23 protein-coding genes and 1 pseudogene are annotated in these 23,005 nt (G+C 73.3%); 12 read left to right on the forward strand and 12 right to left on the reverse strand.

Going from position 1 to position 23,005, the window contains the following annotated elements; all coding sequences use genetic code 11:
- Positions 1-2,291, reverse strand: a 2,291-nt coding sequence (locus ACF061_RS22985) for a beta-ketoacyl synthase N-terminal-like domain-containing protein (protein ID WP_392268814.1), incomplete at its 3' end; no start/stop codon positions are given.
- A 745-nt stretch (positions 2,292-3,036) separates the two neighbouring features.
- Between ACF061_RS22985 and ACF061_RS22990 the strand changes: the two genes are divergently transcribed.
- Positions 3,037-3,498, forward strand: coding sequence for an SRPBCC family protein (locus ACF061_RS22990; protein WP_392268815.1), 462 nt, complete (start codon positions 3,037-3,039; stop codon positions 3,496-3,498).
- Between the two features lie 462 nt (positions 3,499-3,960).
- On the opposite strand, the gene ACF061_RS22995 is transcribed toward ACF061_RS22990, so the two are convergent.
- Entirely contained in the window at positions 3,961-4,926 is a 966-nt protein-coding gene (locus tag ACF061_RS22995) for a pirin family protein (protein ID WP_392268816.1), read from the reverse strand.
- A 161-nt stretch (positions 4,927-5,087) separates the two neighbouring features.
- On the opposite strand from ACF061_RS22995, the gene ACF061_RS23000 reads away from it, so the two are divergent.
- Positions 5,088-5,432: a tetratricopeptide repeat protein gene (locus tag ACF061_RS23000; protein ID WP_392268817.1), complete on the forward strand. Its 345-nt coding sequence runs from the start codon at positions 5,088-5,090 to the stop codon at positions 5,430-5,432.
- 122 nt (positions 5,433-5,554) lie between these two features.
- Here the strand turns inward: ACF061_RS23000 and ACF061_RS23005 are convergent, their stop codons facing one another.
- Both ACF061_RS23005 and ACF061_RS23010 read right to left on the reverse strand, forming a co-directional pair.
- Positions 5,555-6,484, reverse strand: coding sequence for a M56 family metallopeptidase (locus ACF061_RS23005; RefSeq protein WP_392268818.1), 930 nt, complete (start codon positions 6,482-6,484; stop codon positions 5,555-5,557).
- 59 nt (positions 6,485-6,543) lie between these two features.
- Complete coding sequence (locus ACF061_RS23010) at positions 6,544-6,978, reverse strand: BlaI/MecI/CopY family transcriptional regulator (protein WP_392268819.1); 435 nt, start codon at positions 6,976-6,978, stop codon at positions 6,544-6,546.
- A gap of 228 nt (positions 6,979-7,206) precedes the next feature.
- Between ACF061_RS23010 and ACF061_RS23015 the strand changes: the two genes are divergently transcribed.
- Positions 7,207-7,872 carry a peptide deformylase gene (locus ACF061_RS23015; protein WP_392268820.1) on the forward strand — a complete coding sequence of 222 codons (666 nt, stop codon included), beginning with the start codon at positions 7,207-7,209 and terminating at the stop codon, positions 7,870-7,872.
- Here ACF061_RS23015 and ACF061_RS23020 read toward each other — a convergent pair.
- Positions 7,869-9,299, reverse strand: coding sequence for a dihydrolipoyl dehydrogenase family protein (locus ACF061_RS23020; RefSeq protein ID WP_392268821.1), 1,431 nt, complete (start codon positions 9,297-9,299; stop codon positions 7,869-7,871). The genes ACF061_RS23015 and ACF061_RS23020 overlap by 4 nt on opposite strands.
- Positions 9,300-9,438: 139 nt before the next feature.
- Between ACF061_RS23020 and trxA the strand changes: the two genes are divergently transcribed.
- Entirely contained in the window at positions 9,439-9,825 is a 387-nt protein-coding gene (gene trxA, locus ACF061_RS23025) for a thioredoxin (protein ID WP_392268822.1), read from the forward strand.
- 163 nt (positions 9,826-9,988) lie between these two features.
- Here the strand turns inward: trxA and ACF061_RS23030 are convergent, their stop codons facing one another.
- On the reverse strand, positions 9,989-11,023 hold the full coding sequence (locus tag ACF061_RS23030; RefSeq protein ID WP_392268823.1) for a LacI family DNA-binding transcriptional regulator: 1,035 nt from the start codon (positions 11,021-11,023) through the stop codon (positions 9,989-9,991).
- A 98-nt stretch (positions 11,024-11,121) separates the two neighbouring features.
- Between ACF061_RS23030 and ACF061_RS23035 the strand changes: the two are divergent.
- Positions 11,122-11,421, forward strand: a pseudogene (locus tag ACF061_RS23035) (FAD-dependent oxidoreductase); the annotation flags it as partial.
- 32 nt (positions 11,422-11,453) lie between these two features.
- Here ACF061_RS23035 and ACF061_RS23040 read toward each other — a convergent pair.
- Complete coding sequence (locus tag ACF061_RS23040) at positions 11,454-12,137, reverse strand: TetR/AcrR family transcriptional regulator (protein ID WP_392268824.1); 684 nt, start codon at positions 12,135-12,137, stop codon at positions 11,454-11,456.
- A 120-nt stretch (positions 12,138-12,257) separates the two neighbouring features.
- Between ACF061_RS23040 and ACF061_RS23045 the strand changes: the two genes are divergently transcribed.
- Both ACF061_RS23045 and ACF061_RS23050 read left to right on the forward strand, forming a co-directional pair.
- Positions 12,258-12,821 (forward strand): NAD(P)H-dependent oxidoreductase, encoded by a 564-nt coding sequence (locus ACF061_RS23045; protein WP_392268825.1) that lies wholly within the window; start codon positions 12,258-12,260, stop codon positions 12,819-12,821.
- A 312-nt stretch (positions 12,822-13,133) separates the two neighbouring features.
- Positions 13,134-14,111 (forward strand): alpha/beta hydrolase, encoded by a 978-nt coding sequence (locus ACF061_RS23050; RefSeq protein WP_392268826.1) that lies wholly within the window; start codon positions 13,134-13,136, stop codon positions 14,109-14,111.
- Positions 14,112-14,204: 93 nt separating this feature from the next.
- On the opposite strand, the gene ACF061_RS23055 is transcribed toward ACF061_RS23050, so the two are convergent.
- Positions 14,205-14,936, reverse strand: coding sequence for an OBAP family protein (locus ACF061_RS23055; protein WP_392268827.1), 732 nt, complete (start codon positions 14,934-14,936; stop codon positions 14,205-14,207).
- A 217-nt stretch (positions 14,937-15,153) separates the two neighbouring features.
- Here ACF061_RS23055 and ACF061_RS23060 point away from each other — a divergent pair, with 217 nt between their 5' ends.
- The 3 genes from ACF061_RS23060 to ACF061_RS23070 all read left to right on the forward strand — a co-directional run bounded on the left by ACF061_RS23060 (position 15,154) and on the right by ACF061_RS23070 (position 18,164).
- On the forward strand, positions 15,154-16,083 hold the full coding sequence (locus ACF061_RS23060; protein ID WP_392268828.1) for a DMT family transporter: 930 nt from the start codon (positions 15,154-15,156) through the stop codon (positions 16,081-16,083).
- Positions 16,084-16,191: 108 nt separating this feature from the next.
- Positions 16,192-16,410: a hypothetical protein gene (locus ACF061_RS23065; RefSeq protein ID WP_392268829.1), complete on the forward strand. Its 219-nt coding sequence runs from the start codon at positions 16,192-16,194 to the stop codon at positions 16,408-16,410.
- A 134-nt stretch (positions 16,411-16,544) separates the two neighbouring features.
- Entirely contained in the window at positions 16,545-18,164 is a 1,620-nt protein-coding gene (locus ACF061_RS23070; RefSeq protein WP_392268830.1) for an SPFH domain-containing protein, read from the forward strand.
- 81 nt (positions 18,165-18,245) lie between these two features.
- Here ACF061_RS23070 and ACF061_RS23075 read toward each other — a convergent pair whose 3' ends face one another.
- Both ACF061_RS23075 and ACF061_RS23080 read right to left on the reverse strand, forming a co-directional pair.
- Positions 18,246-18,674 carry a hypothetical protein gene (locus tag ACF061_RS23075; RefSeq protein WP_392268831.1) on the reverse strand — a complete coding sequence of 143 codons (429 nt, stop codon included), beginning with the start codon at positions 18,672-18,674 and terminating at the stop codon, positions 18,246-18,248.
- 58 nt (positions 18,675-18,732) lie between these two features.
- On the reverse strand, positions 18,733-19,449 hold the full coding sequence (locus ACF061_RS23080; RefSeq protein ID WP_392268832.1) for a helix-turn-helix transcriptional regulator: 717 nt from the start codon (positions 19,447-19,449) through the stop codon (positions 18,733-18,735).
- Positions 19,450-19,663: 214 nt separating this feature from the next.
- Between ACF061_RS23080 and ACF061_RS23085 the strand changes: the two genes are divergently transcribed.
- A complete protein-coding gene (locus ACF061_RS23085) occupies positions 19,664-20,038 on the forward strand; it encodes a cupin domain-containing protein (protein WP_392268833.1) in 375 nt (124 codons plus the stop codon).
- Positions 20,039-20,390: 352 nt separating this feature from the next.
- Here ACF061_RS23085 and ACF061_RS23090 read toward each other — a convergent pair whose 3' ends face one another.
- Complete coding sequence (locus ACF061_RS23090) at positions 20,391-20,612, reverse strand: hypothetical protein (protein WP_392268834.1); 222 nt, start codon at positions 20,610-20,612, stop codon at positions 20,391-20,393.
- 751 nt (positions 20,613-21,363) lie between these two features.
- Here ACF061_RS23090 and ACF061_RS23095 point away from each other — a divergent pair.
- Positions 21,364-21,810, forward strand: coding sequence for a type II toxin-antitoxin system PemK/MazF family toxin (locus tag ACF061_RS23095; protein WP_392268835.1), 447 nt, complete (start codon positions 21,364-21,366; stop codon positions 21,808-21,810).
- Between the two features lie 69 nt (positions 21,811-21,879).
- Here ACF061_RS23095 and ACF061_RS23100 read toward each other — a convergent pair whose 3' ends face one another.
- Entirely contained in the window at positions 21,880-22,689 is an 810-nt protein-coding gene (locus tag ACF061_RS23100; RefSeq protein WP_392268836.1) for a TIGR02452 family protein, read from the reverse strand.
- Positions 22,690-23,005: the final 316 nt, after the last annotated feature.

Consider the following 23,005-nt stretch of genomic DNA (forward strand, 5'->3'; position numbering starts at 1 on the left):
TCCCCCAACGAGGTCCCCGTCCCATGCGCCTCCACCAGACCGATCGAACCCGCATCGATCCCGAACCGGTCCCACACCTCCCCCAACAACGCCTCCTGCGCCCCCACACTCGGCGCCGTGATCCCATTGCTCGCACCGTCCTGATTCACACCCGACCCACGAATCACCCCATGGACGAAATCACCATCCGCCAACGCATCCCGCAACCGACGCAACACCACCACACCGGCACCCTCACCCGGCACAAACCCATCCGCCCCCGCATCAAACGCGGCACACCTCCCCGACGACGACAACATCCCCGCCGCCTGCGCCGACGCATAGAACTCCGGAGTGCTCAACACGAACACCCCACCCGCCAACGCCATGTCCAACCCACCCGAACGCAACGCCTCACACGCCAGATGCACCGCCACCAGCGAACTCGAACACGCCGTGTCCACCGTCACCGCCGGACCCCGCAGATCCAACATGTACGCAATCCGCGCCGACAGAATCGAACCGGCCCGGCCGAGCATGGCCTGCGGCGAGTTCATGCCGTTCGGGTACAGCGTGTGGTAGTCGCCGCCGGAGAAGCCCGCGTAGACGCCGCAGCGGCTGCCCCGGATGCCCGCCCCGGCATAACCCGCGTTCTCCAGAGCGGTCCAGGACTCCTCCAGGAAGACCCGCTGCTGCGGGTCCATGAACTCCGCCTCCAGCCCGGACACACCGAAGAACAACGGATCGAACTCGTCGAACCCGTCGAGGAAACTGCCGCGCAGGCCCGCGGCCGCCTCGGCTCCGAGGTACTGGTCCAGCGGCCACCTGGTGACCTCGCCGACGAGGTCGGTGCCCGCGGCCAGATGCTCCCACAGCTCGTCGACCGTCCGGGAACCGGCGAACCGGCCGCTCAGACCGACGATCGCGATGGGCTCCAGGGCGTCGCCGCCGGTCTCTGCCGCGACCTCTTCCGGCGCCACCGCGACCGCGACCGATGCCACCTGAACCGGCGCGACGGTCGTCACCGGCTCCGCGACCTTGGCCGCGATCGGCGCCGTCACCTCTGCCGCTCGTGGTGGAAGGCCCAACGATGTGATGTATGCGGCGAGTTGATTCAACGCGCCGTGCTCGAACAGCACCGTCGTCGCCAGATCGGTGCCCAGCACCTTGTTCACCCGCTGCACGAACTGGATTCCCAGGATCGAGTCCAGCCCGTAGTCACGGAAGGCGGTGTCCCCGTTGATGCCGGCCACCGGCATCTTCAGCGCCTCGGCGAGCTCCGCCCGCAGCCGGTCGTGCACGTCGTCGGCCGTGGTCTCCGCACTCGCGGGCGACTCGGGCTCGAGCTCCGCCTCGCGTACCGGTTCGGCACGCACGGGGGCCGGCGCCGACACGGACGGTCCGCCGGAGAACACACCGTCGCTCTCCGCCACGACGACTTGGCCACCGAGATGGTGCGACTCCCGGACCGGGAAGAACACCGAGCGGAAACCCGCCCTCTCCAGGACGGCCTGCCAGACCTCCGATTCGATCGCCGGGCTGCCGGCGATCCGCAGCTCGGGGTCCTCGTGCAGCCACCAGCCCTCCAGCAGGCCGAACGCGGCGTGTGTCAGGAGGTTGATGCCCGCCATCTCGTTGAGGACGAGCAGGGCCTGCGGTCGCATCAGGGTCTTGACGTTGTCGACCGTGACCCCGATCCGACGGGTCGCGTGCAGCACGTTGGCCGCGAGCACCAGGTCGTAGGAGCCGAGGTCGAAGCCCTGCTCCTCTGGGCTGCGCTCGATGTCGAGCAGCCGGTACGAGAGGTAGGGAGTGTCCGGGCCGTAGACGGCCTCGGCGTGGTTCAGGAAGGCGCGGGAGAGGTCGGTGTAGCAGTACTCGGCGATGGCGTGCTGATAGGGCCTCAGCTTGCGGAACACCTCGACGCTGGTGGAACCGGTGCCCGCACCGACCTCCAGCAGACGCAGTCGCGCACCGGGCTCCGCCTCCAGGCGTTCCTGGACGTAGGCGACGACGACGTCGGTCGTCCACGTGTTGAAGAAGTCCGCGAGGGGGTTGCCCTGGTAGACGGCGCGGACCTGATCCACCGAGCCGCCGGGGAAGATGATGTCGGTGGGGAGCTTCTCACTGCGCAGGACCTCGGGCAGGGCCCGCAGCATGGCCTCGGCGATGACGAGGCGCGGCCGCACGCTGGCGTCGGCGAACCACGTCTCCTTCGTGCGGTCCCATTCCGCCCACAGGGCGTCGGCGTCCTCGACCCGGCCGGTGCACCTCCCGTCCGAGAAGCGGACCACACCGAGCTCGTCGAGCATCACCAGGCTGGCCTCCAGCCACCGCGCCACGTGCCGCGCCGGACGGACACGGGCGGTCACGGCGGAGAAGTCCCCCACCCCGCCCTCGAACCAGCCCACCGCGACCAACTGACGCCACAACAGCCTGCCGAGAAGCTCGTCCATAACGGGTCTGGTCCCCCTCAGAACCGAGGAGTGCCGCTGGCCAAGCCTGGTGGCAGGGACGCATGACGGCATCCTTAGTAAGCAATTGCTTGCAGGAGCGGACGACGCTTCGGCGCGGACCCGCCCTTTTCGCATGTCGCTGTTCTCGCGTCAGACCGACGCGTTCACAGAATGCACAGACGACAGAATCAGTACGTCTTGAGGATCAGTACGCCGTCAGGCGCACAGGAATGGTCTGCCAGGCGCGACACATGATTTCGCGCCCCCCGTTTCCGTTGCAGACATGCAAAACGGAATCCCCCTAATCAGTTCCCCCGTCAGGATCCAGAATCTCCCCAGCGCTGAACCCCCGACCTGACGCTCGCATCATAGGCGAGACTCTGCCGGGCAAGCGAGCACTCTCGGCAAGTGATCCACAGAGTGCCGACTCGGGCACGGTGTGTCACGCCACAGGATCGTGAATTGCCGGCCCGTCCATTCTTGTTGAACCGTCAACCCGGCCACATGGATCGGCTGCCCCGGCGTCATCCCCCCTGAGGCGGTGGAGGAATCGGCTAGGGTGACGCCGTGTCATCCGACACCCGAGCGCCCGGCCCGGCGGATGTCACTCCGGATTCTCACAGAACCAGACAGACGAGGGAGAACGGCCATCGCAACCATCGTTCAGGACATCGTGATCGAATCCAGCGCCGAGGACGTCTGGGACGCGGTCCGGGATGTGGAGGCGGTGCACAAGCGCCTCATTCCCGGCTACGTCCTCGACGCCCGCATGGACGGCGACACCCGGTACCTGACCGTGCCCGGTGACGCGGTCATCCGCGAACTGATCGTCAGCATCGACGACGACCTGCGTCGCCTCGCGTACTCGGCGGCCGAGGGGTTCAAGATCCCGCTCACCCATCACCACGCGTCGTTCCAGGTCATCCCCGAGGGCGCCGACCGCTGCCGGCTCGTCTGGACCACCGATGTCCTGCCTCACGACATGGCCGAGCAGGTCCGGCTCCGCGTCGTCCGGGGCTCCCAGGTCATGAAGGAGACGCTGGAGCAGCAGTCGACGCGCTGACCTCGCGACCGGACACCGCACCACGCAAGGGCTCCTCGGGCCGACCGGAGGAGCCCTTTCGCGTTCGCGCTCGGCATCGGGACACACGACGGAGCTCCCGCCCGCGGCGGTCCGTCAGGCTTGTCAGGCTTTACGGGCGGGCCGCAGCGCCTTCTCTCCGCGTAGGGATCACGCAGGACGTTCAAGATCGTGCTCCTGGATCACGGATCCCGTCCAACGCGCGCGATCACACATCAAGCGCGCCGGCGAAGGCACCGCGCAAACACGTTCACACGAGGCGCCAACCGCATCGTGCAGGCCGGCGCAGACGACTTCACGACGAAGCCCCACCGGAGCGCTCAGGCCGGGCTTCGTCGTCCCACTACTTCGCGAACAGCCCCCGTCGCGACGGCGGACCGAACGCGGTGAGAAGTGCTGACCGCCGATGCCCCAGCGGTCAGCGGAACCGACGCATACCGCGGGTCAGTGCGTCCTCCCCCGCGGCTTCAACGGCAACGCCGGCAGCGACGGCGCGGGCAGCGGAGCCCCGTCGTACCCCTTGACCTCACCGAAGCGTGTCCCTTCCGTCCAGTCCCGGCGGGCCTGGGCGATCTCCTCCTGCGTCCGGCCGATCCAGTTCCAGAACATGATCAGCTCCTCCTCGAACGGTTCTCCGCCCAGGAGCATCAGGGCCGCGTCCGACTCGGCGCGCAGCGGGAGTTCGGCTCGGCCGCAGCCGAGGTAGAGCATCGAGCCGGGCAGGACCGGTACGCCGTCGACGTGGGCCTCGCCGGACATGGACAGCACGGCGTACTCGAAGTCCGGTTCCAGGGGCAGGCGTACGTCCGCGCCGCGGGTCAGGGACAGGTCGGCGCCGACGATCGGGGTGTAGGCGGTGCCGGGTGAGGTCGCGCCGTCGAGGTCGCCCAGGATCAGCGTGGCCGTGAGACCCGGCGCGGTGACGGTCGGCAGGTCGGCGTGGTGTTCGAAGCGCGGGTCGGTGTGGCGGTGGGTGTCCGGGAGGGCGACCCAGAGCTGGGCGCCGTGCAGGAAGCGGGCGTGCGACCGGGGACTCTCCTCCGAGTGGCTGATGGCCCGGCCGGAGGTCATCAGGCCCAGCTTCCCGGGGCGGATCAGCTGCCGGCTCCCGGTCGAGTCGCGGTGCAGCACCTCGCCCTCGTGCAGCCAGCTCACCGTCTGCAGTCCCATGTGCGGGTGCGGGGGCACCTGCATGCCGGGCTCCTCGGCGATGTCGTCGGGACCGTAGTGATCGACGAAGCACCAGGCCCCCACCATGCGGCGGCCCAGGTTGGGCAGCAGCCGGCGGACTTCGGTGGACTCGCCGAGCGGGACGCGGCGCGGGCTGAGGAGTTCGCGCACGGGCTCCGCCACCACGAACCCCCGGCCGCCGCACACCGCGGGAACCGCCTGGCGATCAAGGTTGCTCATGCCGCCCAACCTAGTCCCGCGCGACCGCTCCCGTCAGCGCGTCCGGCCGAGTCGGGGCCGGCAGGCGTGTTCCCCGGGTGGGCGCGAGCGTCGGTCACCCGTCCAAGATTAGTGGAATATTCAACTAACTGGTTCGGTTGACGGCGTCGAAGGAGGTCAGAGTGGAGACGACGTACTACGACCACGGGACCGCGGCGGAGCGCTGGGAGCGCGCGCGGCTGTTCTTCGACGCCAGGGACTACGCCGGTGCCGCGCGGGTGCTGGACGGGCTGGTGGAGGAGGTGCCGGAGCAGACCGGCCCGCGGCTGCTGCTGGCGCGTTCCTACTACCACTCGGCCCAGCTGCGGCGCGCGGAGGCGGAGTTGCGCGTGATCGTGGAGCGCGACCCGGTGGAGCACTACGCCCGGCTGATGCTGGGCCGCACGCTCCAGCGGCAGGGGCGGCACGAGGAGGCGGCCACGCACCTGCGTATCGCGTCGGCGTTCACCGGCGAGTTCGAGGCGTGACCCGCCCCAGGGCGGTACAGCCCGCTCCGAGGCGGTGTGCGCCCGCCCCGGGGCGGGCGCCCGCGCTCCCGGAGCCGGCGCGGCACCCCCCGGAGGGTGCGCGGCCCTCCCCGGGGCGCCGGCTAGAGGGGTGTCGCGGCCTGGAGGACCAGGAAGAGGGTGACCGCGGAGTTCGCCGAGGACATCGCCGACACCACCGCGCCGGCGGCGGCGCCCCACGCGGCGGCGCCGACCGCCGTGGACAGCGGCGGCCAGCGCCGCACGGCGGGCGCGGGCGCCAGCAGGGCCGCGACCCGGCGCGGCACCGGCCCGGCGGCGGCCAGCGCGGCCAGTGTGGGCGCGGGCGCGGCGGGCGACAGCAGCGCTGCCTTGCCGATCGCCCGGGCCACCACGCGCCGGTCCCCGACCACGCGGGCCGCCTCCTCGTCGGCCCACCGCTCGGCGGTGTAGGCCACGGCGGAGCGCAGCGGGCGCAGGAACGGGTTGGCCCGGGCGGCCAGGTGGACGGCGAGCAGGTGCCGGTGGTGGCGGGCGGCCAGATGGGCGCGCTCGTGCGCGAACAGGGCGCGCCGCTCGGCCGGGGAGAGACCGTCGAGCAGCGCGGTGGTGACGACGATCCGCCCGGGACTCCCGGGCAGCGCGTACGCGTACGGCGTGCCGTCGGGCAGCACCACGACCGTGGAACCGCGCACACCGGTCAGGGCCCGCCGGGCGCGCCGGGTGACCCGGCCGTGGCGCCACAGTGTGCGGCCGCAGGCCGCCGCCACCGCTCCCAGGGCGGGGATCGCCACGCGCCCCGCGATGCCGTCCTGCGGGACGGCGGCCCTGACCTCGGGATCGGACCAGCCGTCCGGGAGCGGGTTGCCGGGAAGCTGCGCCGTGCCGACGACCATGAGCAGGGCGAGGCACAGCGTGCTGCACACGGACATGACGCAGGCCACCGCGGTCAGCAGCCGGGTGGCGGTACGCGGGTGCAGGTGCAGTTCGGCCAGCCGTGCGACGGGCCAGGCGGACAGGGGCAGCACCAGCGGCAGGAACACGAAGACTCCCATGCCGTGTCAGTCCTCCGTACCGCCGCCCGGCGCGGGCGGCGTGCCCGGGCTCCTGCCGGTCACCGGCCCTCCCCTGCCCGGTCGTCGACGCCCTCGTCGGCGGTCCCGCGCCGGTCGTCCGCGTCGTCCGCCGCCTCGAGGAGGGCGCGCAGGACCTGTTCGTCACCGGGCGGCAGCGCGGTGACGAAGCTGGCCAGGACCGCCTCGCGGTCCCGCTCGCCGTCCAGCAGCCGGCGCATCCGCAGGGCCGCGAGACGGGCGACGTCCGCGGTCGGCGTCCACACGAAGGAGCGGCCCCGGCGTTCCCGGGAGACCACGTCCTTGGCGAGCAGCCGGGTCAGGATGGTGACGACGGTGGTGTAGGCGAGGTCGCCGCCGAGCCGCTCCTGCACCCACGCGGCGGTGACCGGGGCGTCCGCCTCGCGCAGCGCGCCGAGGACCTGGCCCTCCAGTTCCCCCTGTCCGCGCCGGGCGCGCCGGTGTTGCGTCACCATGTCCGTCTCTCCCTCCGGCGTCGGCGTGTCGCACCACGCTACTTCACGCCGACGGCACGACCGTACGCCGTCGCACCCGGCGGTACGCCGCTCCGGGCGCCCCGGGGCGGCGTATGCCGTCCGCTTCCCGGGGCGGGTCCTCCTCGCCGACGGCACGGTCGTCGGCGGGCGCCCCGACGGGCTGCGTTCTCCCCCGGGCCCGGCGGCGGACCGTGGCATGCTGGCGCGATGGCTTCTCCGAACGCGCGTACCCCCCTTGTCGAGCGGGTCGAGGAACTCCTCGCCGTGGACGGCCCGCTGCCCATCGTCGCGGCCGGTGATCCGGTGCTGCGGCGCGCCGCCGAACCGTTCGACGGTCAGTTGGCGCCCGCGCTGCTGGCCCGGTTCGTCGAGGCGCTGCGCGTCACGATGCGCGCCGCGCCGGGTGTGGGACTGGCCGCGCCGCAGGTCGGCGTCGGGTTGCGGATCGCGGTGATCGAGGACCCGGCGCCGGTGCCCGAGGAGGTGCGGCTCGTGCGCGGGCGGGTGCCGCAGCCGTTCCGCGTGCTGGTCAATCCCTCGTACGAGCCGGTCGGCGCGGAACGGGCCGCGTTCTACGAGGGCTGTCTGAGCGTGCCTGGGTGGCAGGCGGTGGTGGCGCGGCACGCCGCGGTGCGCCTGCGCGCGCGGGACGAGCTCGGCCGGGCGGTGGACGAGGTGTTCACCGGCTGGCCGGCCCGCATCGTGCAGCACGAGACCGATCACCTGGGCGGCACCCTCTACCTCGACCGCGCCGAGCTGCGCTCGCTGTCCTCGCGCGAGGCCATGGGGACGCGCTGGAACCAGCCCACGCCCGACGAGGCCGCACGCGCCCTCGGCTTCGAGCTCCCGCGACGCCCGGGACAGCCGGCCTAACCCCGGTACGCCTCCAGCAGCCGCAGCCAGACCTCGCTGATCGTCGGGTAGGACGGGACCGCGTGCCACAGCCGGTCGACCGGGACCTGTCCGGCGACGGCGACGGTCGCCGAGTGCAGCAGTTCGCCGACGCCGGGACCGACGAAGGTGACGCCGCGCAGGATCCGCTCGTCGAGGTCGACGACCATTCGGGCGCGGCCCCGGTAGCCGTCGCCGTAGAGTCCCGCACCGGCGACCGAGGAGAGGTCCACGTCGACGGCGCGGACCCGGTGGCCGGCCTCTTCGGCCTCCGCCAGCGACAGGCCGACCGCGGCGGCCTCCGGGTCGGTGAAGACGACCTGGGGGACGGCGTGGTGGTCGGCGGTGGCCGCGTGCGCGCCCCACGGGTCCGTCGCCGGCCCGGTCGTGCCCGCGGCCCGGGCGCCGATGGTGTCGCCCGCGATCCGGGCCTGGTACTTGCCCTGGTGGGTGAGGAGTGCGCGGTGGTTGACGTCACCGCAGGCGTACAGCCAGTCGGTGCCCTCGACGCGCAGCGTGTCGTCGACCCGCAGCCATGAGCCCGGCTCCAGGCCGACGGTCTCCAGGCCGATGTCGTCGGTGCGCGGGGCGCGTCCGGTGGCGAACAGGATCTCGTCGGCCTCGAAGCGGTCGCCCGCGCCGGTGACGGCCACGACGACGCCGTTCTCCCGGGTCACCGATTCCACCGAGGTGCCGGTGCGGATGTCCGCGCCCGCCTCGGTGAGGGCGTCGGCGACCAGCTCGCCGGCGAAGGGTTCCATGCGGGAGAGCAGCCCCTTGCCGCGGACCAGGACGGTGACCTGGGAGCCGAGCGCCTGGAAGGCAGTGGCCATCTCGGTGGCGACCACGCCGCCGCCCACCACGAGCAGCCGCCCCGGCACCTCCTGGGCGCTGGTGGCCTCGCGGCTGGTCCACGGCCGGACGGCGTCGAGGCCCGGCAGGCCGGGCAGCTGGGCGCGGGTGCCGGTGCAGACCGCGACCGCGTGCCGGGCGGTCAGCGTCCGGCGCTCGCCGTCCGGGCCGGTGACCGTGACCGTGCGCGGACCGGCCAGGCGGCCGTGTCCGCGGTAGAGGTCGGCGCCGATGCTGTCGAGCCAGCCGACCTGCCCGTCGTCGTGCCAGTGGGAGGCGAACCCGTCGCGGCGGGCGAGGACCGCGGCCGCGTCGAGGGGACCCCGCACGGCCTCGCTCAGACCGGGCAGGCGGCGGGCGTCGGCGCGGGCGATGACCGGGCGCAGCAGGGCTTTGCTGGGCATGCAGGCCCAGTACGAGCACTCGCCGCCGACGAGTTCGCTCTCCACGACCGCGGTGGACAGGCCGGCGGCGCGGGTGCGGCCGGCCACGTTCTCCCCCACGGGCCCGGCACCGAGCACCACGACGTCGTACGCGATGTTTTCCGTTTCCGTCATGGGGTCAGTCTGGTGGGTGGCGTACGCGTCGGCCACACGGGTACGCGCGCGGAACAGCCCCTTGCGCGCACGGAATAGTCCGTGGACCGGCCGTGTTGTGCGGACGGCTCAACCCGACATCAGGAAGAGGGAACACGCAATGAGCAGCACCGTGGAGCTCACCAAGGAGAACTTCGACCAGACGGTGACGGACAACGGGTTCGTCCTCATCGACTTCTGGGCGTCCTGGTGCGGGCCGTGCCGTTCGTTCGCCCCGGTCTACGAGAAGGCCGCCGCGGACAACCCGGACCTGGTGTTCGGCAAGGTGGACACCGAGGCGCAGCCGGAGCTGGCGGCCGCCTTCGGCATCCAGTCCATTCCGACGCTGATGATCGTGCGTGACCAGGTCGCCGTGTTCGCGCAGCCCGGCGCGCTGCCCGAGGCGGCCCTGGCCGATGTGATCGGGCAGGCCCGCGAGCTGGACATGGACGAGGTCCGCAAGGCGGTCGCCGAGCAGCAGGCCCAGTCGGAGCAGAACGGTCAGTGACCCGACGGTGGCCGACCGGCGCTCAGCCGGTGAGCGGCCACCAGGGTGCTCGGGTTCCGGCTTGTCACCGGTCTTGATCAGGTTCCGTCCTGCCGCCGGTCCGACATCGAACGGGGTCCCTTCCGATCCGGAAGGGACCCCGTCCTTCGTGCGCGGGCCCGGGTCAGCTCGACTCGCGGTGGACGACCGTGGCGGCCCGCACGGTGTGCCGCTCCGGTTCGGCCGCGGGGTCGCGCACGGCGCGGTCGACGAGTTCGGCGAGGTCGCGGCTGGCCGGCAGGTCGATGCGCACGGTGCTCAGCCTGGGCCGCAGCAACCGGCCGAGCATCAGGTCGTCGGCGCCGAGCACGGCCGTCTCCTCCGGGATGCGGACGCCCTCGTCCTGAAGGGCGCGCATCAGGAGCATGGCGTACTCGTCGTTGTAGGCGAACACCGCGTCCAGGCCGAGGTCGCTCCAGCGCGCGGCGAGGCGGGCCGCGGACCGCTCGTCGTAGCGCAGGGGCAGTTCGGCCACCGTCCCGCCGGTGCCGTCCAGGGCGCGCCGTACGCCGGCCAGGCGGGGCCGCGAGAACACGTCGAGGCCGCGTTCCTCGGGCACCACCACGCCGATCCGGCGGCGGCCCCGGGCGTGCAGGTGGGCGCCGGCCCGGTGGCCGACGCTCTCGTGGTCCATCAGCAGGGCATGGGCGCCGTCGACGGGTTCGGGGCCCAGGGTGACGACGGCGCGGGCGCCCGAGCGCCTCAGCACCGCGACCCCGTCGGGGCCGATCGCCGATCCGGGAACCAGGACGGCGACCGGACGTAACTCGGCCCAGGCGCGGGCGGCGTCGACGCCGTGCAGGTCCACTCCGCCGTGCTGCACGACGGTGTAGTCCAGCCGGCCGAGCGCCCACTGGAGTTCGTTGATGAAGCGGCCGTAGAGCGGGCCGACCGGGACGGACGGGGCAGGCATCAGGACCATGCGGCTGTGCCCGGCGCGCAGGCTGCGCGCGGCGGCGTGCGGTACGTAGCCGAGTTCCTCGGCGGCCTCGCGGACCCGGCGGCGGGTCGGCTCGCTGATCCGTACGGCGCCGGTGTTGTTCAGGACGTAGGAGACGGTCGCGCGCGAGACGCCGGCCAGTCGGGCCACATCGGCACTCGTGGGGACGGAGTGCGGTGCGGTCGACGCGGGCGCGGCGGGTTTCGGTATCTGCACCATGACGTACCGCATCTTGGCAGAAAGCGGGGGCGGGCGTTTAGGGCGGGGGAAGCCGCTCGGATGCCATGCGGGAACCCGTGTCGGCCGAACTCGTTCGCCACGCGCTGCCGGCCGGCCACCGCTGGGACCGCGTTTCCGGCGTCACGCCGGTGGGCGACGCCGCGCACCTGATGTCCCCGTTCGCCGGCGAGGGCGCCGACCTCGCCATGCTCGACGGAGCCGAACCGGCCCGCTGCCCCGCCGCCCGGCCTGATGACGTCGAGACCGCGCTGACGGCGTACGAGGAGAGGATGTCCCCGCGCAGCGAGGCGGCGGCACAGTGGGCCCGCGGTGCCACGCCGCTCTTCGGCGAGGACGCGCCGCGGGGGCTGCTGGAGATGTTCGCCGGCCACGAGTGACCGCGCGTCAGCCGGCTCCGGCGGCCCGGGACTCAGCGGGCGGACGGACCGGCGGTCAGGCGCTCGACCAGGTCGGACCAACCCGACTGCACCCGCTCCATCGGCATGCGGCACTGCCGGGTCAGATGGTGGATGAGGGCGGGCTCCAGATAGCCCATCAGCGTCTGCGCGAGGAGTTCGACGTCCGCGTCGGGGACGACCTGCCGCAGCAGCATCACCACATGACCGTGGCGGACCCGGCGGGCGGGCACGAGGAAACGGCGGTCCGGGCACGCCTCGGCCGCGAGCTGCAACTCCAGGTCGTCGGCGGCACGGCGCAGCGCGGCGCAGCCGAACGCCCGCAGCCGCTGCCCGGGCGGGGCTCCGGGGCCCAGCGGGGGCGGGCCGCTGAGGAACGAGGCCTGGAACTTCTTCTCGGAATGGTCCAGCAGCGCCGTCAGCAGGCCGGTGCGGTCGCCGAAGCGGCGGAAGACCGTGCCCTTGCCCACCTTGGCCGCCGCGGCCACCGCCTCCATCGTGACGCCGGCCGCGCCGTGCTCCGCGACCAGGCGGGCGGCCGCGTCCAGCAGCCGGGCGCGATTGCGCGCGGCGTCGGCGCGCAGACCGGGCTCGTCCGCGCCGCCGCCGATCTCGAGCAGCACCGGCTTCGTCTCGACGGGCCCCTCGGGCAGGGGGAACGGCGGCAGGGAGCTGGACATGAAGACAGCGTAAAGCATCGGGAACAGAACTGGACCGTGGTCCGCTTAGGATGGTAGAAAGTTAAAACGGACTTCGGTCCGGATCGTAGCGGCAGCGTCGCCGCTGGCGTACTCACATTCCATCGCTTGGAGTCCCCCATGTCTGTTCGCATCCTCGCGCTCGTCGGCAGCCTTCGCGCCGGTTCCCACAACCGTCAGCTCGCCGAGGCCGCGGTCAAGCTCGCCCCCGAGGGTGCCGAGGTGGAGGTGTTCGAGGGCCTGGCCGACGTTCCGTTCTACAACGAGGACGTCGACGTCGAGGGCACCGTGCCCGCGGCCGCCGCCCGGCTGCGTGCCGCCGCCCAGGCCGCCGACGCCTTCCTCCTCTTCTCGCCCGAGTACAACGGCACCATCCCGGCCGTGCTGAAGAACGCCATCGACTGGCTGTCCCGCCCCTACGGCGCCGGCGCCTTCGGCGGCAAGCCCGTCGCGGTCGTGGGCACCGCCTTCGGCCAGTACGGCGGCGTCTGGGCGCAGGACGACACCCGCAAGGCCGTGGGCATCGCCGGCGGCAAGGTGATCGAGGACATCAAGCTGTCCATCCCCGGTTCCGTGACCCGCTTCGCCGAGACCCACCCGGTCGACGACGCCGAGGTCGCCGCCCAGCTGACCGAGGTCGTCGCCCGCCTGCACGGCCACGCCGGCGAGACCGTCGCCGCCTGATCCGGCGACGTCGCCCCGGGGCGACTTCCACCCGGCCGGCCGAAGGGGTCGGAGCCCACACGGCTCCGACCCCTTCTCGGCGTCCGGGTCCGCCGGCCCGGCCCGGCGGCGGCGCGGCGGCGCGGCGGCGGTCTAGCCGGCCGGTTCCGTGCCCGGGGGCCCGCGTGCCGACCCGGTGGCGGCGTCGGCGCTCCCAGCGGGTAGGCGCGACCATGGCCGCACAGGGCGCGCCCCGCGAACCGTCGTACGAGGCACCGGACGAGCCGGTCGTACGAGCCGTCGCGCACCGCCATCCGCACCCGAGGAGACGCCATGACGCCGGTCCCGCCCCCGTTCGACCCGGAGCTCGCCGCCGCTCTGGAGGAGGCCGGGGACCTGCTGCGGCCGGGCCTGACCACCCTGGCGGACGTCACGGCCGCCCGGGACAGCGATGCCGCCCGGCTGCCGGAACTGCTGGACCTGACCATGGACGGCGCCTTCGAGGTGACCGACCGGACGGCGCCCGGCCCTCGGGGCACGCCCGGCGTCGCCCTGCTGGTCTGCCGACCCACCGCGCGGACCGCCGGCGCCCGGCGGCCCGTCCTGTACCACGTGCACGGCGGGGGCATGGTCCTCGGGTGCAACAGGCTCGGCGTGAACACGGCCCTGGCCTGGGCCAAGGAGCTGGACGCGGTCGTTGTGTCGGTGGAGTACCGGCTGGCGCCGGAGCACCCGCACCCCGCGCCGGTCGAGGACGTGTACGCGGGCCTGCTGTGGACGGCGGAGCACGCGGGCGAGCTCGGCGCCGACCCGGGGCGGATCGTCCTCGTCGGCGCGAGCGCGGGCGGCGGCCTCGCCGCGGCGCTCGCGCTGCTGCTGCGGGACCGGAAGGGGCCGCGGCCGATGGCGCAGATGCTGATGTCCCCGATGCTCGACGACCGCAACGACACGCCGTCCGCCCGCCAGATGGCGGGAGTCGACGTCTGGGACCGCAGGGCCAACGAGACCGCGTGGACCGCGCTGCTCGGCGACCGGCGCGGCGCCCCGGACGTGTCCCCCTACGCCGCGCCGGCCCGGGCCGAGGACCTGTCCGGGCTGCCTCCGGCCTTCCTCGACGTGGGCTCGGCCGAGACCTTCCGCGACGAGGTCGTCGCCTACGCCTCCCGCATCTGGCAGGCCGGCGGTGTCGCCGAACTCCACGTCTGGCCGGGCGGGTGCCACGGCTTCGACGGCCTCGCCCCGCGGGCCGCGCTGACGCGGTCCGCGGCGCGGGCCCGCCTGGACTGGCTGCGCAGGCTGCCGGCCCGCTGAGGAGACCGGCGGCCGGGCACGCCGGTCGGGCGGCGCGGGCGGGACCCCCGGGGGCGGCCGGGCACGCCGGTCGGGCGGCGCCGCGCCCGGCCGTCAAGGACGCGGGCCGCCGCGCACGTCCCGGACGCCGGGGACGGGGGTACTGCCGGGGAAGTCGTCCTTCATGTCGTCGACGCCGTGCTGCGGGCGGGCCCGTTCGACGAGGCTCTGCCGGTCGGCGCGGCGGGCCGCGGTGTCCAGGTCCATGGCCCGGTCGCGGTCCTCGATCAGGCTCTCGTCGCACTCCCCGTCCCGGTTGAACGACCACATCAGCTTGGGATCGCCGTAGGGCAGGTCCATCCCGGGCCGGCCGTGGCTGGTGGTGTGCCAGGTGTGCCAGGTCTTGCCGTACGAGTTGACGAGCTGCTTCATGAACGCCTTCTCGGCCTTCTCGGGCAGTCCGGGAGCCACGAGCTGCCCGGACAGGACCTCGCAGTTGTGCGGATGCCAGTAGGGCCGTTCATCCGCCGGAAGGGTGTCGAAGAGGTGTTCGGAGATGATGTATTCGATGCCGATGAGGTTGGCGTCGGGGGTGTTGCCGTCGAAGAGCACGCACTGCAACAGGTCGCCGTTGACCATCCTGCAGAAATGGTGGGCCTCCATCTGGAAGTCCGGCTCCCCCTTGGCGCAGTGGAAGCCGACCACGTAGACGTCGAAGTCCTTCAGCGGCGCGGTCGTCTGGAGGAGCCCGGCGCCCTTCTCCAGGACGGTCTGCCAGGCGCCCTTGCGACGGCCGGCCGGAGCGGTGGGGCTCTCACGGTTCTTGATCTTGGGATTGAGGCTCACGGCGGTCCGGGTTTCCTCCGGCGGCCCCGGGCAAACGGCGGCGGCCCGCCGTTCGCGCGTCCCCCTCCCTCTCGCGGAGCCACGCACTTCCCACCGACCCCCTTCGTACTATCGCCTGATTTTTCTGGCATCCGGGCCGAAGACATCACCATCGGCCGGTGAAGGGGTTAGCAAAGGAGCGTGCGTTTCTTCCTGACCGGAACCGAGGAGCCCTGCCTTGCTCAGCCCCCTTCTGGCGGTGCTCGCGGCCGTGGCCAATGCCCTGGCGTCGGCGCTGCAGCGCAAGGCCGCGCGGGAAGAACCCGCGGAGGAGAACCTGAGTCTGCGCCTGGTGTGGCACCTCCTGCACCGCCCGGTGTGGCTGGCCGGCGTCCTGTCGCTGATCAGCGGTTTCCTGCTGCAGGCCGTCGCCCTGGGCTTCGGGCAGATCTCGCTGGTCCAGCCGTTGCTCGCCCTGGACCTGCCGATCGCGCTGGTCCTCTCCGGGTTCCTCCTGGGCAGCGACGTGGGCCGGCGGGAGTGGGGCGCCTCGGCGGTCATGGCGGCGGGCGTGGCCGGGCTGCTCTTCGCGCTCGGGCCGAGCGGAGGCGCCTCCTCGTTCGCCTCCTGGCAGGGCTGGCTGATCGGGGGCACGGCCAACGTGCTGCTGATCGCGGCCGGTGTCCTGTGGGCGAGGCGGGCCACGGGCACCCGCCGGGCGGCACTCCTGGGCGCGACGACCGGGTGCGCCTTCGGCCTGACCGCCGCCCTGATCAAGGGCGTGACCGACACCTACTCACAGGGGCTGGCCGCGGTGTTCGCCGGCTGGCGACTGTGGGCCATGATCGCCGTCGGGGCCTGTGCGATGTTCCTGCTCCAGTCGGCGATGCAGGCGGGCCGTCTGCTGGCCACCCAGCCCGGCCTGACCATGGCCGATCCGGTGATCGGCATCCTGTGGGGGGTACTGGTCTTCCACGAACAGGTGCGCGGGGGCCTGTTCATCGTGCTGGCCGTCCTGGCCGCGGCGGCCGCCGCGGCGGCCGTCATGGTGCTGTCGCGCTCGCCGTTGCTGAACGGGTCCTCCGGAGCACACGGGGACGACGGGGACGACGGGGCCCGCCCCGACGGCGGCGAGGCCCCCACGAACCGCCCGGAGCAGGACGGATGAGACCGCGGCGGCTCTTCGGGGCGCCGCGGCGGCGGGCCTCCCGCGGCATGGCGGACCCGCCCGGGCCAGTCGGGCCCCGTGACGGGCTTCCGCCCGTACGCTGTCGCCATGGACGATGCGTCGTTGGTCGGGCTCGTGGGGCGGGTCACCGGAGCGATCGGACCGGGGCTCGTGGGCGAGGTGATCGTCCGGGTGCGCGGCGGCGCCGAGCACTTCCTCGCCTACGCGGCGGACGGGAAGGGCCGGATCGAGCGGGGCACGGTGGTGATGGTGGTGGAACACCTGCCGCCCAGGACCGTCTACGTCGAGGCGGTGTACGGCGGTTGAGCCCGGCTCCGCACGGGGGCGGGCCGTACGCGTCAGGATTGCAACAAGGACCCGCCGGTGTCTTCACCGCGGGCCCGGCGAGGAGCACACTCCCCTCGTTCGGTGCCGAACGGGCACCAACCCAAAGGGGGCGCATGCCGATGGTCGTCGGCGTCGTGGCGGGGGCGGCGGTCGTCGCCGTACTGGTTCTGATCGGTCTGTTCAAGATGATGTGGCGGGTCGCCGAGCCCAACGAGGCACTGATCATCTCTGGTTCCAAGCACCGTACCGAGGGCCTCGAGGAGGGCATGGGCTTCCGCATCGTCACCGGGCGCGGCACGCTGGTGCTGCCCGGTGTGCAGGCGGTGCGCAAGCTCTCGCTCGACCTGAACGAGACCGAGCTGCACGTGGACTGCGTGACCCACCAGGGGATTCCGCTGAAGGTGCGGGGCGTGGTCATCTTCAAGGTGGGCGACGACTTCGTGTCGATCGCGAACGCCGCTCGCCGTTTCCTGGACCAGCAGAAGCTGGTGTCGGAGCGGGTGCACAACGTCTTCGCCGGGCATCTGCGCTCGATCGTGGGCGGGTTGACGGTGGAGGACATGATCCGCGACCGGGAGAAGCTGACCGGGCAGACCCGCGCGGCCTGCGGCACGGAGATGGAGAAGCTCGGTCTGATCGTGGACTCGTTGCAGATCCACGAGATCGAGGACCCGACGGGATACATCCAGAACCTGGCGATGCCGCACGCGGCGGCCGTGCAGCGGGACGCGCGCATCGCGCAGGCCGAGGCCAACCGCCTCGCCACGGAGGCGGAACAGCAGTCGTTCGCGCGGATGGCCGAGGCCACCCGGGACAGCGAGATCCTTCAGGCCGGTTACCAGGCCGAGCGGGACAAGGCGGCGGCGAAGGCCAAGCAGGCCGGGCCGCTCGCGGACGCGGCCGCCCGGCAGGAGGTCGTCGTCCAGGAGACGCGGGTCGCCGAACTGGAGGCGCACCGGCGCGAGCAGCAACTCCAGGCGGACGTGCGCAAACCGGCGGACGCCACGGCGTACGAGAAGCGCACGCTGGCCGAGGCCGAGCGGGACGCGCGGATCTCCGCGGCCCAGGCGAAGGCCAAGGAGACCGAACTCGCGGCGGCGGCCGAGGCGACCCGGGTCAAGACGGCCGCGGGCGCCGAGGCGGAGGCCACCAGGGCCCGGGGCGCCGCGACGGCGGCGGCCACCCGTGCCACCGGGGAGGCCGAGGCGGCCGCCGCGCAGGCCAGGGGTCTGGCGAACGCCGAGGCGGCCAGGGCCGATGGACTGGCGCGGGCGGAGGCCATCAAGGCCCGGGCGGCGGCCCTCGCCGAGAACCAGGAGGCCGTCGTCGCCCAGCAACTGGCCGAGAACTGGCCGGAGATCGTCCAGGCGGGCGCCTCGGCCTTCGGCAACGTGGACAACATGGTGCTGCTCAACGGCGCCGACGGCATGACCGACCTGTTCGCCAAGGCGCTGACCATGGGCGGCACCGGTCTGGGCCTGGCCCGCCGGCTTCTGGCGTCGACGAACCAGGACGGCCGGGACCACGAAGGCCGGAGCCAGGGCGAACTGAGCCGGGATGACCGGAGCCAGGGGGACCCGGGCCGGGACGGGCAGGTCCGCGGTGGACCCGGCTCCGCCCTCCCGGGGACGGGTTCCCCGGAGCGCGGCGGCGCTTCACCCGCCCTGGCCGGGACCGTGCCGCCCTCGGCTCCCACCGCGCAGAAGGTGCCGTTGGACCGCGACGAAGGGTGAGAACCGCTCCGGCGCTCGCCCGGGCGCGTCCGGGGGTTCAGCCACCGCGGCGGCTGAACCCCCGGTACCTCGGTCGCCGGTTCACACCGTCAGCAGGCCGATCCCCAGGGCGATCAGTGCGGCAACCTTGGCGAACTCCAGGGCCACGTAGACCAGATGGCCGCGCGAGCGGGGTCCCTCCTCGCCGGCCAGGACCCGGTCGGACCTGCGGTTGAGCCGGGGGCGGACGAAGACGAGCTGCGCCAGGAGCAGCACGGCCACGGCCGCGGTCAGGGCGACGACCAGGGCCGGTGCGCCGCCCGCGGCGACCGCGACGATCACCACCACCGCCAGGACGCTCTCCACCAGGTTCAGCGCCCGGAAGACCAACCGGCCGATGCCCAGGCCGATCGGGATGGTCACGCCGGGGGCGCGGAACTTCAGCGGAGCCTCCAGGAAGGAGATGGCCAACACCATGCCGAGCCAGACGAAGGTGACCGCGCTCGCCGTGGCGGCCGACGTGGTGTTCATCGATGGATTGCCTTTCTGCCGGGCCGGGGCGCGGTGAGCGCCCCCCGGCCTGTTCACGTCATTCGGCGGGCGCCTGGACGGGGTGGGGCGCCCCGTCCGACCGGGCCAGGTGCGCCAGACAGGAATCGCGTTCGGCGAACGGTTCCAGGCCGGTCGCGGTCAGCGGGGCCCGGAGTTCCGCCAGTGCTCCCTGCATCAGCCCCAGATGGAGTGGGCACACCAACTCGCCATATTCCTCTGCCAGTTCGAGAAACGGGCAGTGGCGCAACCGGATGTGCCGCGGTGGCCGGCCGGTACCCTCCGCCTCGGGCGCCGGGTCGAAGCCCAGGTCGTCCAGGAGGGTGACCAGACGGGCCGCCGACTCCTCGGCCGTCGGCCGCCAAGAGGTCGGCAGCGGGTCGATCAGGAACCGCCCCCACTCCCGGCCCGCCTCCTGCGCGGCCGTCCGCGCCTCGGGTCCCCGGGACGCCAGCTGGCTGAGCAGCATCCGCGCCAGCAGCCGGTAACTCCGAGTGCCGCCGCGGTCCATGCCCGGCCGCGGGGAGTACACGGTCCGGGGACGGCCTGGCCCAGGGCGGGGCCGGGCCGCCCCCGAGGGCTCCTCCGCCCGCCGCTCGACCAGCCCCTCGGCCACCAGGGCGTCCAGGTGGAAGCGCACGGTGTTCGGGTGGACGCCGATCCGCTCGGCCGTCTCCACGACGCCCAGCGGTCCGGCCGCGGCGCGCAGCACCTCAAGCACTTCGCGCCGACGGGGGCTCTCCCGTGCGTCGGCCACACCCGCTCACCCCTTCTGGCCTGCGGAGATTTTTTCCGAATCCCTACTGGAATAATAGTAGGCGAGCCAGCGGAGCCGAACGGAAGAGGGGTGCACCATGGCGTCGTCCTCCGGACACGACACCGGACCGGCCGGACCGGCGGAACCAGCCGGGCCCGCCGGTCCGGCGGCGGAACACGCGGAACAGGTGGAACAGGAAGGGCCGACCCTTCCCGTGGAACCGGAGCCGCGCGTCCTGTGCGACGCCCGGGAGCTGGCCGCCGATCCGCCGATCCCGGGCGGCGTGCTGTGGAAGCTGGCGGAGGCCGGACGCCAGCTCGACGCGAACCTCGTGCGGATCGCACCGGGCGGGCGCGTGGCACCCCATGCCGAGCCGGACCTCGACGTGCTGCTGCTCGTCGTCTCCGGAGGCGGCGTACTCGGCGCCGGTACGGCGGACGAGCCCCGGCCGCTGGCCGAGGGCGCCACGGTCTGGCTGCCGCACGGCTCCACCCGCAGCATCACCGCGGGCACGGACGGCCTCACCTACCTGACCGTGCACCGACGCCGTCCCGGCATGTGGATCCGGCCGCACGGCACGGTCTCCTGACGGACGGTGCGGGCGCCGGCGCGGACGTGCGCCGTGCACGTGCTGTGCGCGGTGTGCGGCGGTCGAGTGCCGGACGGACCGCCCGGGCTTGCGCGGGGCGTCGGGGATCGCATGCCCGGCGGCCGGGCGCGCCGGACGGCGGTCCAGGGCGGCGGAAGGTCGACCGGAACATCGGGCGCGCTCGACGGACGCCCTTCCCTCCGGGCGGTCGACGGCGTACGGAGGGAAGGGGCCGTCGACCCGGAGGCCGGATGGCCGCCGGGCCGGAGGCCGGATGGCCGCCGGGCCGGAGGCCGGATGGCCGCCGGGCCGGTTCAGCGCCGAGCGTGTCGGCGCCCGGCGGTGAGGCCGGTCAGGCCCAGATGGACAGGCGGGCGGTGGTGGGGGCGACGTCACAGAAGTAGCTGACCGCCTGACCGCGGGCCACGTACTCCTTGCCGGCCGCGTCGCAGGCGGCGGCGCTCGGGTACATGCCGACGTAGACGAGACCGGCGGCCTGGGCGGACGGGGCGAGCAGCAGGGCGGCTGCGGCCAGCACTCCGGTCAGACTCAGGGTCGAAATCGCTTTGCGCATGGGTGTGTTGCTGCCTTCCTGTTCCGGTGGCGAGCGCTCCGGTCGTGATGGTCCGGTGCTTGGTGAGCAGCTTCCTTCACAGCCGGACCGAAGAGCAATGGTCTGGACCAAACAATTTCGGCCAGTAGCCGTCGGGCAGCCCCGGCCGGGCGGGTGGTCCGCGGTCGGCCGCCGGGCGGTGACCGCCCGGCGGGAGCCGGGGAAGCGAGGTTCCGGGCGGTGGGTCCGCCGGCGAAGGACCGGGGCCCGAGCACGGTCCTCCGTGGCTCCTCGATCGGAGGGCCGGGGCTGCCCGCCCGTGCGAGGAGGGTCGGTGCGGAGCCCGGCGGGTCGGGCGTTCCAGGCGGGTGCGAGCACTCGTTCCGGCCATCGGTCCAGGCCATGGCACTGCCGGACGCGTGGGCGGCAGCACTGACCACCGGCTGGGCAGACGCATCAGACCAACCGCTCAGCACATCACGCCGGTGTCCCCCAACCACCGGTTCCGGCACGCCCGTTACCGCCGCACCGGTGCGTGCCCCTCCGAACGGGCGGCTGGGACAGGCTTTTCCAGCCGAGAGCGCCTCTCCGCCCCTCTCCCGCGAAGGCACGGCCGCCGCTCGCCGCGAACACGATCCGCCCTTCGCGCGTCACGACAGCAGCCGGCGCACAGGACGAACCGCCCAAGGGGTGCTGGCCACATGGTCGAGCCGGCACACCCGGACCGACGGCCGACGGATCCGTACGAAACCGCCTCGCTAGGGTTCCTCCCGTGACTACCTTCACCGACGAGAACGTCCCCGGCCGATTCGGCCCCGGCGCCACCACCGAGGCCGACCCGCGCGAGGTCGGCAGGGTGCGCACCGAGTACGCGCCCGCCCACGACGGCGACCCCGACCCCGGCGAGATCGTCTGGACCTGGGTGCCCTTCGAGGAGAACGACGGGCGGGGCAAGGACCGTCCGGTGCTCGTGGTCGCCCGCGAGGCCGCCGGCACGCTCCTCGCCGTCCAGCTCTCCAGCAAGGCGCACGACGGCGACCGGGAATGGGTGCCGATAGGCAACGGCCCGTGGGACCGGACGGGACGTGACTCGTGGGTGGCCGTCGACCGGGTGCTGCGGCTGCACGAGGACGGCATGCGACGCGAGGCGTGCGCGCTGGACCGGATGCGGTTCAACGCGGTCGTGCACCGGCTGCGGGAACGGTACGGCTGGAGCTGACCGGCCCCGCGGCGGCCACGGCGCCTGTCGCAGCAGCCAAGGTGACTGCGGCTGCCGCTGCCGCTGCGATCAAGCGAACGCTCGTATGAACGCCGCACGGACGGCGTTGCCCGGCGTGCGGTCCAGCACCCCGAACACCACGTGTTCGAAGGCGTCCGCGAACCGCCCGCCGGGGGCGAGCGGCGCCCGGAAGGCCTCCGCCACCTGCGCCGGGTCGTTGCGGAAGACTCCGCAGCCCCACGCGCCCAGCACCAGCCGCCGGTAGCCGTGCGCGGCGGCCGTCTCCAGGACCCGCTCGGCGCGGATCGCCAGGGCGCGCGGCAGTCCGGCGGCGCGCTCCGGCGCGTCGCGCAGGACCACTCCGGCGTTCGGCGCGGCGGCGGTCAGGAAGCCGGCGGTGTACGGCTCGTCCAGCAGCCGCCCGCGGTCGTCGCGGAAGACCGGTACGGCCGGCGAGTGAATCACCCGGTCGGAGTAGAACGGATCGCGGTGGGCCCGGTGGTGGTCGTAGAACTCCCGGGCCCGGAGCAGACAGGTGTACAGCGCGGCGGCGCGGCACAGGGCCTCCTCCTGGGCCTGCGCGCCGTTGAGGTAGCCGCCGCCCGGGTTGCGGGCGGAGGCGAAGTTCAGCACGGCCACCGGGCCGGTGAGCCGCCGGGCCGCCTCCAGGCTGCTCTCCCCCGTGACCTCGACGGCCGTCGTCCCGGCCGGAGTCCACCGGGGTACCGGCACCGGGCCCGGGCCGTACACGCGCGTGCCGTTCCGGGCGGCCTCGACCGCCGCCGCCACCGGCACCTCGCGCCCGTCGGCGGCACGATAGGACCCCGCCATGACGATCTGCTCGGTCTGCTGCGCGATGCCACGCAGGCGGGCGCTCATGGCGCCACCCCCGTGGGCGCCATGAGCGCGGCCAGCGCCGCCTCCTCCGTCGTACTCATGGACGCATCGTGATCGATTCCGGCACCGTGGCGCAACGGAGTTTCCCCGCTCCCGCGGCCACTCCCGGCAGCCGTTCCCGGCAGCCGCGTCCGGCGCCCGCTTGCGGCGCCGACGGTGAACGCGGCGCACCGCGCCGCGCGCGAGTCCGGCCGGAGCCCTTCGGGGGACCTGCCGAGCCCTCGCCGAAACACCCCCGGAGTCCTGTGAAGCGGTGGGAAACATCGCGGAAACGCAGAATCCGAGGCAGTATTGTCCC

The organism is Streptomyces sp. NPDC015220 (genome assembly GCF_043079345.1).
In the GTDB taxonomy this organism is placed as follows: Bacteria; Actinomycetota; Actinomycetes; order Streptomycetales; family Streptomycetaceae; genus Streptomyces.

What these genes read in the sequence shown, in the direction of transcription:
- ACF061_RS23010 (WP_392268819.1), bottom strand. Translation starts at nt 6,978, where the DNA reads ATGGTGACGCAACACCGGCGCGCCCGGCGCGGACAGGGGGAACTGGAG.
- ACF061_RS23045 (WP_392268825.1), top strand. Translation starts at nt 12,258, where the DNA reads ATGTCTGTTCGCATCCTCGCGCTCGTCGGCAGCCTTCGCGCCGGTTCC.
- ACF061_RS22990 (WP_392268815.1), top strand. Translation starts at nt 3,037, where the DNA reads ATGTCACTCCGGATTCTCACAGAACCAGACAGACGAGGGAGAACGGCC.
- ACF061_RS23020 (WP_392268821.1), bottom strand. Translation starts at nt 9,299, where the DNA reads ATGACGGAAACGGAAAACATCGCGTACGACGTCGTGGTGCTCGGTGCC.
- ACF061_RS22995 (WP_392268816.1), bottom strand. Translation starts at nt 4,926, where the DNA reads ATGAGCAACCTTGATCGCCAGGCGGTTCCCGCGGTGTGCGGCGGCCGG.
- ACF061_RS23050 (WP_392268826.1), top strand. Translation starts at nt 13,134, where the DNA reads ATGACGCCGGTCCCGCCCCCGTTCGACCCGGAGCTCGCCGCCGCTCTG.
- ACF061_RS23040 (WP_392268824.1), bottom strand. Translation starts at nt 12,137, where the DNA reads ATGCTTTACGCTGTCTTCATGTCCAGCTCCCTGCCGCCGTTCCCCCTG.
- ACF061_RS23075 (WP_392268831.1), bottom strand. Translation starts at nt 18,674, where the DNA reads ATGAACACCACGTCGGCCGCCACGGCGAGCGCGGTCACCTTCGTCTGG.
- ACF061_RS23070 (WP_392268830.1), top strand. Translation starts at nt 16,545, where the DNA reads ATGCCGATGGTCGTCGGCGTCGTGGCGGGGGCGGCGGTCGTCGCCGTA.
- ACF061_RS23100 (WP_392268836.1), bottom strand. Translation starts at nt 22,689, where the DNA reads ATGAGCGCCCGCCTGCGTGGCATCGCGCAGCAGACCGAGCAGATCGTC.
- ACF061_RS23015 (WP_392268820.1), top strand. Translation starts at nt 7,207, where the DNA reads ATGGCTTCTCCGAACGCGCGTACCCCCCTTGTCGAGCGGGTCGAGGAA.
- ACF061_RS23030 (WP_392268823.1), bottom strand. Translation starts at nt 11,023, where the DNA reads ATGGTGCAGATACCGAAACCCGCCGCGCCCGCGTCGACCGCACCGCAC.
- ACF061_RS23005 (WP_392268818.1), bottom strand. Translation starts at nt 6,484, where the DNA reads ATGGGAGTCTTCGTGTTCCTGCCGCTGGTGCTGCCCCTGTCCGCCTGG.
- ACF061_RS23090 (WP_392268834.1), bottom strand. Translation starts at nt 20,612, where the DNA reads ATGCGCAAAGCGATTTCGACCCTGAGTCTGACCGGAGTGCTGGCCGCA.
- trxA (WP_392268822.1), top strand. Translation starts at nt 9,439, where the DNA reads ATGAGCAGCACCGTGGAGCTCACCAAGGAGAACTTCGACCAGACGGTG.
- ACF061_RS23065 (WP_392268829.1), top strand. Translation starts at nt 16,192, where the DNA reads ATGGACGATGCGTCGTTGGTCGGGCTCGTGGGGCGGGTCACCGGAGCG.